Here is a 12,252-nt window from a genome sequence, read left to right on the forward strand (position 1 = left end):
GCTCCCCTCTCCCGCTTGCGGGAGAGGGGCAGGGGGAGAGGGCAGGAGCGTCAAAGGCTGAGGGCGGTGGGTTAACACCGTTGGCTCCGGGTGATGTGGCTCCTAGCTAAACCACCCCTCACCCCAACCCTCTCCCCATGAGGGGAGAGGGAGAACACCTTGCTTGGGCTAGCTCGGGCGGCTTTGGAGCACCCAAAACCGCCCTCCCCTTCAGCACTCGAGGGATTACCTCATGAGCGACGACGGCCTCAACGACGAACAACTGCTGCGCTACTCGCGCCACATCCTGCTGGACGAGCTCGGCATCGAGGGCCAGCGGCGCCTGCTTGCCGGCCATGCGCTGGTGATCGGTGCCGGCGGCCTGGGCGCGGCCGCGCTGCCCTTCCTGGCCTCGGCCGGGGTGGGCCGCATCACGGTGGTCGACGACGATGAAGTCGACCTGACCAACCTGCAGCGCCAGATCATCCACACCACCGCCAACGTGGGCCGGCCCAAGGTGGATTCGGCGCGCGAAGGCATGCTGCGCATCAACCCGGGGCTGGAGATCGTGACGGTGCCCGCGCGCGTGGGCGATGCAGAGCTTGCCCAGCTCGTCGCCAGCGCCGACGTGGTGCTCGATTGCTGCGACAACTTCGCTACGCGCCAGGCAGTCAACCGCGCCTGCGTGCGCCACAAGGTGCCGCTGGTGTCAGGCGCGGCGCTGCGCTTCGATGGCCAGATCAGCGTGTTCGACCGGCGCCAGCCCGACGCGCCCTGCTACGCCTGCCTGTTCCCGCCGGCCGAACCCGCGCCGGAAGTGGCCTGCGCCACCATGGGCGTGTTCGCGCCGCTGGTCGGCATGGTCGGCACCGTGCAGGCGGCCGAGGCGCTCAAGCTGCTCGCGGGTGTCGGCGAGAGCCTGGCGGGCCGGCTGCTGATGGTCAATGCGCTGTCGATGGAATGGACCACGATGCGGCTGGCACGCACGCCGGATTGCCCGGTCTGCGCCGGGCACTGAATCGGCAGACTAGCCCCGCTGCGCCGTGTGCGCCCGCAGCCAGTCGGTGACTGCGGCGCGGTCACCGCGAAAGACGATGCGCGCCTCGCGCTGTTCGCGCTGGAAGGCGTACATCGGATCGTAGTACTCGCGCAGCAGCACTTCGATCCAGCCGCGGTGCAGATCCACTTCGCCCCGCTCCGCCTGCTGCGCCAGCGCCTGGTCCAGCAACGCCGACAGCTTGCCGTAGCGGGCACCGCCCAGCCGCGGCGAGATCCCGGCCATGGCCTCGCGCAGGCGCGTGGCGTAGGCTTCGAAGCCTTCCGTGCTGCCCTTCTCGGCAATGAACTCCGCCGCCAGCCCCTGCACATAGTCGCGCAGCACGCGCTCCACGCGTTCGTCGAACGACGCTTCCAGCCACACCAGCGGGCTGGCCTGCATGCGCTGCGTCAGCACCTGCGGCACGTCGCGGCTGCCGATAAAGCGGCCCTCGTCCTCCACCAGCAGCGCGCGCCAGCCTGCGTCAATATGCCGCAGCACGTCGATGGCCAGCGCGTTCTCGAAATCGATCTGCGGCGGCTGCGCCAGCGCGCGCCGGCCGAAGGCCGAGCCGCGGTGCCGCGCATGGCCTTCGAGGTCGATCGCGGCGGGCACGTCGGCCAGCACATCGGTCTTGCCGCTGCCGGTCAGGCCGCCCAGCACAAACCATTGCTGCTCGGCCGCCGCGGCATCGGTGGTCTCGATCAGGAAGCCGCGCATGGCCTTGTAGCCGCCGGTCACGCGGGGGTAATCGACACCGGCCGCATGCAGCCATTGCTGCACCAGCTGCGAGCGCAGCCCGCCGCGGAAGCAATACAGGTAGCCGTCCGGATGCGCGCGCGCAAACTCCGCCCAGGCTGCGATCCGCGCGGCCTTGCGCAGCCCGGACACCAGCTGGTGGCCAAGTTCGATTGCCGCCTGCTGGCCCTTCTGCGCATAGCACAGGCCCACCTCGTGGCGCTCGGCATCATCCATCAGCGGCAGGTTGACCGCGCCGGGGAAGGCCCCGCGCGCGAATTCCAGCGGCGCGCGCACGTCAAGCATGGCCACGCCGCTGAGGAACAGGGTGCGGAAGTCCGCGGTGTCAGGGCGCATCATTAATCGTAGGGTGAGATTTGCGCGGCGCCGTGGCGGGACAGGAGCCTTTGCCCGCCAGGGACGCCTGGATAAAGAACAGGAATCGGAATGAGAAGAGTTACTGCCTGCAGGCGAGCAACAAGGCGGAGCCGAACGGCGCCGCGCGCTGGGGCGGCCGCTCATCGAGAGCGGCCACGCCGGAAACCGGCTTATTGCTCGCCCGGCTCCATCTGCGACTGCAGGTAGTTCTGCAGCCCGACCTTGTCGATCAGGTCCAGCTGCGTTTCCAGGTATTCGATATGTTCCTCGGTATCGGTGAGGATATCGACCAGGATTTCGCGGCTGACGTAATCGCCTACGGATTCGCAGTAGGCGATGCCTTCCTTGACGGTGGCGTGCGCGGTCTGCTCCAGCTTCAGGTCGCACTTGAGCATCTCGGGCGTGTCTTCGCCGAGCAGCAGCTTGTGCAGATCCTGCAGGTTGGGCAGGCCGTCCAGCATCAGGATGCGCTCGATCAGGCGGTCGGCGTGCTTCATTTCGCCGATCGATTCCTTGTACTCCACGTCGCCGAGCTTCTTCAGGCCCCAGTGGCGATACATGCGGGCGTGCAGGAAATACTGGTTGATCGCGGTCAGCTCATTCTTGAGCTGGGCGTTCAGATGCTGGATGACCTTCTTGTCACCTTTCATTGGCGGCTCCTGTTGCACCGGGCCCGCGCAAAAACACGAAACGGCGCCAATGGCGCCGTGCAGTCAGTGAAAAAGGAAAAAGCGCAAAAGCGCGCCGTGAACTGGTCTTCAGTTCATGGGCGCGTTCAGGCCACCAGCGCCTTGCGCTGGTCGTTCGCGACTGCCGGGTCCCGAGTGTCCATTATGGTACATGGGCCCGACGCGGAACAGGAAGAAATCTCCACAACCTGGATGTTGGCGAGGGTCGCAACGGTGACATTGCGCACCGCCGCCACGCCTTCCTGCAACACCTGGTGCGCGCACTCGCGGCAGCGGCCGCAGCAGGTGCCGACGCCAAGCGTTTCGGCCAGTTCGTCGAGGGTTTCGATGCCCAGGTGCGCAGCACCGTGAATCTCACGATCGGTGATCTGGTTGCAGATGCAGACGTACACAAGTCCCTCCGTTGGGGCGCGTGGCACCGGCATGCCACTGCGAATGAACGTCAGAATATCAGAGATCAATAATGATAACAATTCCCATTAAGCCACATTGGGAGAGGTCGGGTAGACGCCACAGGATGCAAAAGGAAGGCGGCTGAGGCGGCACTTTCCGGCCTGCAGAAGTGCTGCACCAGCCGCCTTTCCGCATCAGAAAACCCTGATGGCCTCAGGGTCGTGCCAGCTGCCGCAGGGCGGCCGCCTGCTCCTCGGGATCGAAGGCCTGCAGGACCTGGTCGACCAGCGGCTCGAGCCGTTCGCAGTGGGCATGCAGGATCTCCTGCTTGACCCGCAGCAGCTGCGCCGGGTGCATCGAGAACTCGCGCAGCCCCATGCCCAGCAGCAGCCGGGTCATGGACGGGTCGCCCGCCATTTCGCCGCACACGGCCACCGGCACGCCGGCGCGGTTGGCCTCGCGGATGGTGCGCGCCACCAGCTGCAGCACCGCCGGGTGCAGCGGGTCGAACAGGTGCGCCACCGCGTTGTCGGCGCGATCGATGGCCAGCGTGTACTGGATCAGGTCGTTGGTGCCGATGGACAGGAAGTCCATCTTGCGCAGGAACAGCGGCAGCAGCAGCACCGCCGCCGGGATCTCGATCATGGCGCCGACCTTCATGCCCGGGTCATAGGCCTCGCCGCGCTCGTCGAGCTGGCGCTTGGCCTTGGCGATCAGCGCCAGGGTCTGGTCGATCTCGCTGGCATGCGCCAGCATCGGCACCAGCAGCCGCACCGGGCCGAAGGCCGAAGCCCGCAGCAGCGCGCGCAGCTGGGTCAGGAACATGCCCGGCTCGGACAGCGACCAGCGGATCGCGCGCAGGCCCAGCGCCGGGTTCAGCGCGGTCTCGAATTCATCGCCGCGGGCATCGAGCGGCTTGTCGGCGCCGATGTCGATGGTGCGGATAGTCACCGGCAGCCCGTGCATGGCATCGACCGCGCCGCGGTAGGCCTGGAACTGCTCGTCCTCGCCCGGCAACTCGTCGCGCCGGTTCATGAACAGGAATTCGGAACGGAACAGGCCCACGCCGACCGCGCCGGCCGCCAGCGCCGCGCCGGCGTCCTCGGCCATCTCGATATTGGCCAGCAGGTCGATTTCCAGCCCGTCCAGCGTCACCGCCGGGGTATGCCGCAGCCGCTGCAGGCGCTTCTTTTCCAGCGCGCGCTCGCTCTGCCGGTGGCGGTACTCTTCCAGGATGATGGCGGTCGGGTCGACGATCACCAGCCCGGCATCGCCGTCGATGATGATCCAGTCGTCCTGGCGGATCAGCTCGCTCGCGCTCTGCACGCCGACCGCGGCCGGGATGTCCAGGCTGCGCGCGACGATGGCGGTATGCGAGGTGCGTCCGCCCATGTCGGTGACGAAGCCGTGGAAGACGGTATGGCGGAACTGCAGCATGTCGGCCGGGGCGATATCGTGGGCCACCACGATCACCCCGGTCGCGGCCTCGCCGTCGGCGGCCAGCGCCGGCACCGGCGCGGGCACCAGCACCGGAGCCCCGGCGAGCGCCTTCAGGATGCGCTCGACCACCTGCCGGATATCGGTCTTGCGCTCGCGCAGGTATTCATCCTCGATCTCGTCGAACTGGCGCATCAGCTCTTCGAGGCGCGTGGTAAGTGCCCACTCTGCGTTGTAGCGGCGGCCCCGGATCAGGGCCTCGGGCTCGCGCGCCAGCGCCTCGTCGTCGAGGATCATCGCGTGCACGTCCAGGAATGCGCCCAGCTCCTCGGGCGCATCGCGCGGCAGGTCGCGCTTGAGCGCGGCCAGCTCCGCCCGCACCGCGGCGCGCGCTGCGCGCAGCCGTTCGACCTCGGCGTCGAGCTGGTCTTCATCGACCAGGTAGTGCGACACGTCCAGCGCCGCGGGCGCAAGCAGGTGCGCGCGCCCGATGGCGACGCCGCGCGAGACCGGGATGCCGTGCAGGGCGAAAGGCATGTACCGCTCCGTCAGGAACGTTTAAGAATTCGGGTCGAGGCCGCCGGCCTCACTCTCCCTCACCAAAGCGGTTGGCGATCAGCGCCAGCAGCGCGTCCATCGCCTCCTGCTCGTCGGGGCCGTCGGTCTCGAGGGTCACCGTCGAGCCGATCCCGGCGGCCAGCATCATGACGCCCATGATGCTCTTGGCGTCGACCTGGCGACCATTGCGGGACATCTTGACCTGGCTGACAAAGTTGCCGGCGAGCTGGGTCAGCTTGGCGGACGCGCGCGCATGCAGGCCGAGTTTATTGATGATGGTGGTGTCCCTCTGCAGCATATTTGTCGGGATGGTTTGCGGTTTGGTTCTGGACAGTCGTGGTGCCGACCTGCAGCACACCCTGCGAGCCGCCGGCCAGGGCCTTGGTGGCAAGCTGGTCGAGCTTTTCGCCGCGGTAGCAGATCGCGCGCACGAGCATGGGAAGGTTGACGCCGGCCAGCACCCGCACGCGGCCCGGCTCGGCCAGGCGTGCGGCAATATTGGCGGGGGTGGCGCCGAAGATATCGGTGAGGACCAGCGCGCCGTTGTCCTCGCAGATGGCCGCCAGCCGGCGCCTGGCCTCGGCCAGCACGACGGCGGGGTCGGCATCGGGAAGGACGTCGATGGATTCCAGCCGCTGCGGCTGGCCGCAGTAGACGTGGGCGGCGCAATCGCGCAGCGCCGAAGCCAGCGGGGTGTGCGCGATGATCAGAATGCCTGCCATGATGGTGAATCCGTTGGATTGCCCCGATTGTAGCAGGCGGCCCCCCGCGCTCCCGCTGCCGGCCAGGCTCAGCGCCCGGCCGCGTCCACGGCGTGCTCCAGCGCGTCGATGAACATCGCCGCGACATGGAAGCCGGTTTGCTGGGTGATCTCCTGGAAACAGGTCGGACTCGTCACATTGACCTCGGTCAGGTAGTCGCCGATGACGTCCAGGCCCACCAGCAGCAGGCCCTGCTCCCACAGCCCCGGCGCCAGGGCCTCGGCGATCTCGCGGTCGCGCGGGCTCAGTTCCTGCGCGCGGCCGGTGCCGCCGGCAGCCAGGTTGCCGCGCACCTCGCCGGCCATCGGCACGCGCGCCAGCGAATATGGCACCGGCACGCCGCCGATCAGCAGGATGCGCTTGTCGCCGTCCTTGATCGCCGGGATATAGCGCTGCACCATCAGCGTGCGGGCGCCGTCGTGGCCCAAAGTCTCGACGATCGCGGCCAGGTTCATGCCGTCCGCGCCGACGCGGAACACGCCCATGCCGCCCATGCCGTCGAGCGGCTTGACGATGATGTCGCGGTGCTCGGCGTGGAAGTCGCGGATGCGTGCCAGGTCGCGCGTAACCAGCGTCGGCGTGATGAATTCCGGGTACTGGGCAATCGCCAGCTTCTCGGAATGGTCGCGGATCGCGCGCGGCTTGTTGAACACGCGCGCGCCCTGCGCCTCGGCCAGCTCCAGCAGCCAGGTGCTGGTGACGTACTCCATGTCGAAGGGCGGGTCCTTGCGCATCAGCACCGCGTCGAATGCCGACAGCGGCTCCAGCGCGCTGTTGCCTTCGCGGTACCAGGCGTGGTCGTCGCCGGTCAGGTGCAGTCGCGTGGCCATGGTCTCGACCACACGGCCGGACAGGGTCAGTTGCGGCTGCAAGCACCAGTACAGCTCGTGGCCGCGCGCGGCGGCCTCGGTCATCATGGCGTAGGTGGAGTCCTTGTAGGTCTTGAAGGTCTCCAGCGGGTCAGTGATGAAGAGGATGCGCATGGGGCTCGTCACAGGATCGGGTTCGGGTCGGTTTTCTCGAGTTCCAGGGACGCCGCCAGCAGCGCCAATCGCGCCACCACGCCGTACATGTAGAACCGGTTAGGCACCGCCGCGCCGGGCTTGGCGTGGGAGTCGGGGATACCGTTGGGCGCAAACGCCAGCGGCACGAAATGCATGCCCGGCGCGTTCAGGTTCTCGTCGTTGCCGCGGCCCGTGTGCACGCGGTAGAAGCCGCCGACCACGTAGCGGTCGATCATGTACACCACCGGCTCAGCCACCGCTTCATTGACCTTCTCGAAGGTGTGCACGCCTTCCTGGATGATGACGTCGCTGACCTCAAGGCCTTCCTTGACGACGCTCATCTTGTTGCGCTCCTTCCGGTTCAGGCCCTTGACCTCGGACGGATCGCGCACGGTCATGATGCCCATGCCGTAGGTGCCGGCATCGGCCTTGACCACCACGTACGGGGTTTCCTTGATGCCGTACTCGCGGTACTTCTTGGCGATTTTCTTGAGCACGCCCTCGACCGCGTCGGCCAGTTCTTCCTCGCCCACGCGCTCGTGGAAGTCCACGCCGGAGCAGCGGGCGAAGTACGGGTTGACCATCCACTGGTCGATGTCGATCAGCTTGGCGAACTTCTTGGCCACCTCGTCATAGGCGGCAAAGTGGCTGCTCTTGCGGCGCGTGGACCAGCCGGCATGCAGCGGCGGCAGCAGGTACTGCTCGTTGATGTTTTCCAGGATCGGCGGGATGCCGGCCGACAGGTCGTTGTTCAGCAGGATCGAACAGGGGTCGAAGTCCTTCAGCCCCAGCCGGCGGCCCCTGGTGCCCAGGCGCGCGAGCGGCTCGACCACCAGGGTCTGGCCGTCCGGCAGCTCGATCGGGGTCGGTTCGGTGATTTCCTCGGAGAGCGAGCCCAGGCGCACGTTCAGGCCCGCCTGGCGCATGATCAGCGACAGCCGCGCCACGTTCTGCAGGTAGAACATGTTGCGGGTATGCCGCTCGGGGATCAGCAGCAGGTTCTTGGCGTCCGGGCAGATCTTCTCGATCGCCGCCATCGCCGCCTGCACCGCCAGCGGCAGCATTTCCGGGGCCAGGTTGTTGAATCCGCCCGGGAACAGGTTGGTGTCGACCGGCGCCAGCTTGAAGCCGGCGTTGCGCAGGTCCACCGAGCAATAGAACGGAGGGGTATGCTCCTGCCATTCCAGCCTGAACCAGCGCTCGATGGACGGCGTGGCGTCCAGGATTTTCTTTTCCAGTTCGAGCAGCGGACCGTTCAGCGCGGTGATGAGATGCGGGACCATATCCATCCTATAAATCGTCGTCTTAATCGTTCGCCCCGATTGTAGAGGAACGGCCAACCAGGCGCTGGCACACCCCTTATAAGGATATGCATGGCCGGGCCTGAGGGATAACGATATGGGGATGGGCGGCGCGAAATAAAGAGCCGGCCGCACCGGCAAAAAAAAAAGCGCGGCAATGCCGCGCTCTTAAATGGCCTGACAGATACGGGGAGCGTTCTGCAGGTGGAGGAAACTGCCTCACTGGCAATGTATGTGCCCCGCACATTAAAGACAATTGAAGCTTTTTAAGATCGGAGTTAAGCACTTTGCGAAAAGCCCGCGCAGCGCGCGGGGGAATCGCCAGCCAGCCCTTGCCGGCGCTCGGCTGGCGGATTTTGCGAGGAAGCTCGGAAATCCCCCCGAAGCATTCGCGGCACGCGTTGTTCGGCCATGGCTGACCGCCAAATGTATGCAATCTCAGGCAATGCCGGAAAGAAAAAAGCCCGGCACGCGGCCGGGCGAAAACTCCTGAGAGAAGATTCCCAATCAGCTCTCCAGCACAACACTTTTGCGCTCAGACTTCATACGCGGTCTCGCCGTGCGAGGTGATATCCAGGCCCTCGCGTTCTTCGTCTTCCGGCACCCGCAGGCCGATCAGCATGTCCACCAGCTTGTAGGCCACGAAGGCGACCACGCCGGACCACACCACGGTGGTCAGCACGCCTTCGAACTGGATCCACAGCTGGCCGGCGATCGAGTAGTCGTCCGCCACCTTGTTGGCCACGTAGTCGTAGATGCCCGTGCCGCCGAGGCTGGGCGCGGCAAACACGCCGGTCAGCAGCGCACCCACGATGCCGCCCACGCCGTGCACGCCGAACACATCCAGCGAGTCGTCCATGCCCAGCATGCGCTTCAGGCCGGTCACTCCCCACAGGCACAGCAGGCCGGCGATCAGGCCCATCACGATCGAGCCCATCGGGCCGACAAAGCCGGCCGCCGGGGTGATCGCCACCAGGCCAGCCACCGCGCCCGAGGCGCCGCCCAGCATCGACGGCTTGCCTTTGCCGATCCACTCGCCGAAGGTCCACGCCAGCACTGCTGCGCAGGTGGCCAGCAGCGTGTTGACGAAGGCCAGCGCGGCCGAGCCGTTGGCTTCCAGCGCCGAGCCGGCGTTGAAGCCGAACCAGCCGAACCACAGCAGCGAGGCACCCACCATGGTGAAGGTCAGGCTGTGCGGACGGATCGCCTCACGGCCGAAGCCGATGCGCTTGCCGAACATGTAGGCGCCCACCAGGCCGGCCACGGCCGCGTTGATGTGCACCACGGTGCCGCCGGCGAAGTCGAGCGCGCCCTTCTGGAACAGCCAGCCCGACTTGGCGGTCGCGGCGGCGCCGGCAGCAGCGTCGGTGTAGGCGTCCGGACCCGGCCAGAACCAGACCATGTGGGCCATCGGGATGTAGGAGAAGGTGAACCACAGCACCACGAACACCAGCACGGCCGAGAACTTGGCGCGTTCGGCGAAGGCGCCGATGATCAGGCCGCAGGTGATGCAGGCGAAGGCGCACTGGAAGGCGAAGTAGCCCAGTTCCGGCACCACCACGCCCTTGCTGAAGGTGGCGGCCACGGCCTCGACCGTCAGCCCCTTCATGAAGAGCCGGTCGGTGCCGCCGAAGAAGGCGTTGCCCTCGGTGAAGGCAAAGCTGTAGCCATAGATCGCCCACAGCAGCGCCACCAGCGAGAAGATCACCAGGCACTGCATCAGCACCGACAGCATGTTCTTGGAGCGCACCAGGCCGCCGTAGAACAGCGCCAGGCCGGGCAGCGTCATCAGGATCACGAAGGCGGTCGAGACCAGCAGCCAGGCGGTGTCGCCCTTGTTGGGCACCGGTGCGGCCGGCGCGGCGGCCGCTTCCGCGGGGGCGGCGGCCGGTGCGGCCGCGGCGGCAGCCGGCGCCGAAGCTTCGGCAGCGGCTGCAGCGGGGGCGGCGGAGGCGGCCGGGGCAGATGCCTCGGCGGCCGGCTTGTCCTGTGCGGCGGCCGGCGTGGAGATGCCCACGCCCGCCGTGCCGATGGCCAGCGCCATCGCGCCGGCCGTCAGGAATCGCTTGAACCAGGTTTTCATGTGCTTAACCTCTTGTGATGTGCTGTCTCGGGTCACAGGGCATCGCCGCCGGTCTCGCCGGTGCGGATGCGGATGACCTGCTCGATCGGTGCCACGAAGATCTTGCCGTCGCCGATCTTGCCGGTGCGGGCCGATTTCTCGACCGCCTCGATGGCGCGCTCGACCACGTCGTCGGGCACCGCCACCTCGATCTTCACCTTGGGCAGGAAGTCGACGATGTATTCGGCGCCGCGGTACAGCTCGGTGTGGCCCTTCTGGCGGCCGAAGCCTTTCACTTCGGTCACGGTAATGCCGGACACGCCCACGTCCGACAGCGCTTCGCGCACTTCGTCGAGCTTGAACGGCTTGATGACTGCGATGATGAGTTTCATCCGATTTCTCCTCGGGGCAGGCCGGCGCTGCCTGCCCGGCCTGCGGCAATGATTAGAAAGTCTTGGTGATCGAGGCCCAGGCCGTGGCCTTGCCCAGGTAGCGGCCGCGGTTGGCGCTGGTGTAGGCCACTTCCTTGGCGTTGGTGTCGACATAGGCAACCGCCAGCGCGAAGCCCTTGCCCAGGTCCTTGGTCAGGCCGATCTTCCAGTCGGTGTACGAGGCGTCGCTGTTGTGCTTGACGTCCTGGTAGCCGACGTGCGCATTCAGGGTCAGGTCCCAGAAGTTCAGCGGCACGTTGGCGCTCAGGTCGATGTAGCCGCTGTTCTTGCTGTCGGCCCAGCCAAACAGGTTGGTGACCGAGTGCGAGTACTTCAGGAACACCGGGCCCCAGCCGATGCCGGCGTACAGCTCGGTGGTGTACGGGCGCGGGTTGTTGTAGCCGCCCGGGTAGTAGTACTCAAGCACGCCCAGGTCATAGCTGAACTCGGTGCCGGCAACCTTGAAGGTGTTCTTGAAGCCGCCGTAGAAATCCATCTCGACCGGGGCCGAGACCGCCGGGTTGGCATCCTCGAGCCAGCTGATGCTGGAGTTCCAGTTGCCCAGATAGAAGCCGCTTTCGTGGGCGTAGTCAAAGCCACCCTGGATGGCCGGGCGCAGGTTGGTCTGGCTGATGCCGCGATAGCGGTAGTCCGAGACCAGCGACACGTTGGCCGTGAACGTATGCGGCGATGCCGGCTCGGCAGCGGCGGCGGCCGGTGCCGGGGCCGCCGCGTCCGTGCTTTGCGCGTGGGCGGTGGCGGCGGCACTGGTCAGGACAAGCGCGCTGACTGCAAGGGCCAACTTCTTCATGGGTTTCTTCTCCTTTTTTCCTGAGGCTCGGATTTCGTTTCTTGGATTTCGGTGATTCAATGACGCTGGCGCACCAACTACTGCAACTGCCATGCCAGCTCTTCGGAAATCGGCGGCCCATGTTGGCCGTGATGGCGTGCCGTGACCAAAGCCAGACTTGAATCTGCCCTGCAGCGAAGCCAGATCAGGTTAAAAGGTGTGAACGCGGATGCGCCGGAGCTTTCGCCCACGTGCCTCACGGGCGATAATTGAGTCCTGACGGTGGCCGCGTGCGCGACACCCAGGCCGCGCGCCCGCAATCGGGGCGCCCAATTCCTGTGCGAAAGCGCGCTAAACGCCAGATGCCCACCCGGATTGGCACCAGTTAGGTGCGCAAAGGAGAAACCATGAAACCGACCGATCTCTTCAACGACCTGCAGAACAAGGTCAGCGAGGCGCTGCGCAACTCGCCGGCAAGGGACATCGAAAAGAACGTGCGCAGCATGATGACCCAGGGCTTTGCCAAGCTGGACCTGGTCACGCGCGAGGAATTCGACGTCCAGTCGCAGGTGCTGGCCCGCACCCGCGCCCGCCTGGAGGAACTGGAGGGCCGCGTGGCGGAGCTTGAGCGCCGCGCCGGCATCACGCCCGGCGCCGGCTCGGTGGACTCGACCGGGGGCGCGTGAGCACGCCGG

13 protein-coding genes are annotated in these 12,252 nt (G+C 66.5%); 2 read left to right on the forward strand and 11 right to left on the reverse strand.

Translation table 11 applies throughout. The features are described 5' to 3' along the window. Positions 1 to 232: 232 nt before the first annotated feature. Complete coding sequence (locus I6H87_RS05385) at positions 233 to 997, forward strand: HesA/MoeB/ThiF family protein (protein WP_010814833.1); 765 nt, start codon at positions 233 to 235, stop codon at positions 995 to 997. Positions 998 to 1,006: 9 nt separating this feature from the next. Here I6H87_RS05385 and mnmH read toward each other — a convergent pair whose 3' ends face one another. From mnmH to I6H87_RS05440, 11 genes are all read right to left on the reverse strand, one after another. Beyond that, positions 1,007 to 2,110, reverse strand: a complete 1,104-nt coding sequence (mnmH, locus tag I6H87_RS05390) for a tRNA 2-selenouridine(34) synthase MnmH (protein WP_010814834.1) — start codon at positions 2,108 to 2,110, stop codon at positions 1,007 to 1,009. 191 nt (positions 2,111 to 2,301) lie between these two features. Further along, positions 2,302 to 2,781 (reverse strand): bacterioferritin, encoded by a 480-nt coding sequence (bfr, locus tag I6H87_RS05395; protein ID WP_010814835.1) that lies wholly within the window; start codon positions 2,779 to 2,781, stop codon positions 2,302 to 2,304. Between the two features lie 125 nt (positions 2,782 to 2,906). Continuing rightward, positions 2,907 to 3,212, reverse strand: coding sequence for a (2Fe-2S)-binding protein (locus tag I6H87_RS05400; protein ID WP_010814836.1), 306 nt, complete (start codon positions 3,210 to 3,212; stop codon positions 2,907 to 2,909). Positions 3,213 to 3,426: 214 nt separating this feature from the next. After that, a complete protein-coding gene (gene ptsP / locus I6H87_RS05405) occupies positions 3,427 to 5,187 on the reverse strand; it encodes a phosphoenolpyruvate--protein phosphotransferase (protein ID WP_011614460.1) in 1,761 nt (586 codons plus the stop codon). A 49-nt stretch (positions 5,188 to 5,236) separates the two neighbouring features. After that, positions 5,237 to 5,506: an HPr family phosphocarrier protein gene (locus tag I6H87_RS05410; protein ID WP_010814838.1), complete on the reverse strand. Its 270-nt coding sequence runs from the start codon at positions 5,504 to 5,506 to the stop codon at positions 5,237 to 5,239. Beyond that, complete coding sequence (locus I6H87_RS05415) at positions 5,475 to 5,930, reverse strand: PTS sugar transporter subunit IIA (RefSeq protein ID WP_010814839.1); 456 nt, start codon at positions 5,928 to 5,930, stop codon at positions 5,475 to 5,477. Before I6H87_RS05415 ends, I6H87_RS05410 begins: the two co-directional genes overlap by 32 nt. 68 nt (positions 5,931 to 5,998) lie before the next feature. Beyond that, positions 5,999 to 6,952 (reverse strand): glutathione synthase, encoded by a 954-nt coding sequence (gshB, locus tag I6H87_RS05420; protein WP_010814840.1) that lies wholly within the window; start codon positions 6,950 to 6,952, stop codon positions 5,999 to 6,001. Positions 6,953 to 6,960: 8 nt separating this feature from the next. Beyond that, entirely contained in the window at positions 6,961 to 8,256 is a 1,296-nt protein-coding gene (gene gshA, locus I6H87_RS05425; protein ID WP_011614459.1) for a glutamate--cysteine ligase, read from the reverse strand. Positions 8,257 to 8,809: 553 nt separating this feature from the next. Then, complete coding sequence (gene amt / locus I6H87_RS05430; RefSeq protein ID WP_011614458.1) at positions 8,810 to 10,357, reverse strand: ammonium transporter; 1,548 nt, start codon at positions 10,355 to 10,357, stop codon at positions 8,810 to 8,812. Positions 10,358 to 10,389: 32 nt separating this feature from the next. After that, complete coding sequence (locus I6H87_RS05435) at positions 10,390 to 10,728, reverse strand: P-II family nitrogen regulator (protein WP_010814843.1); 339 nt, start codon at positions 10,726 to 10,728, stop codon at positions 10,390 to 10,392. A 52-nt stretch (positions 10,729 to 10,780) separates the two neighbouring features. Further along, a complete protein-coding gene (locus tag I6H87_RS05440) occupies positions 10,781 to 11,578 on the reverse strand; it encodes a TorF family putative porin (RefSeq protein WP_010814844.1) in 798 nt (265 codons plus the stop codon). A gap of 386 nt (positions 11,579 to 11,964) precedes the next feature. On the opposite strand from I6H87_RS05440, the gene I6H87_RS05445 reads away from it, so the two are divergent. Then, positions 11,965 to 12,243, forward strand: coding sequence for an accessory factor UbiK family protein (locus I6H87_RS05445; RefSeq protein WP_010814845.1), 279 nt, complete (start codon positions 11,965 to 11,967; stop codon positions 12,241 to 12,243). Positions 12,244 to 12,252: the final 9 nt, after the last annotated feature.

Origin of the sequence: Cupriavidus necator (assembly GCF_016127575.1) — a bacterium.
Classification (GTDB): Bacteria; Pseudomonadota; Gammaproteobacteria; order Burkholderiales; family Burkholderiaceae; genus Cupriavidus; species Cupriavidus necator_D.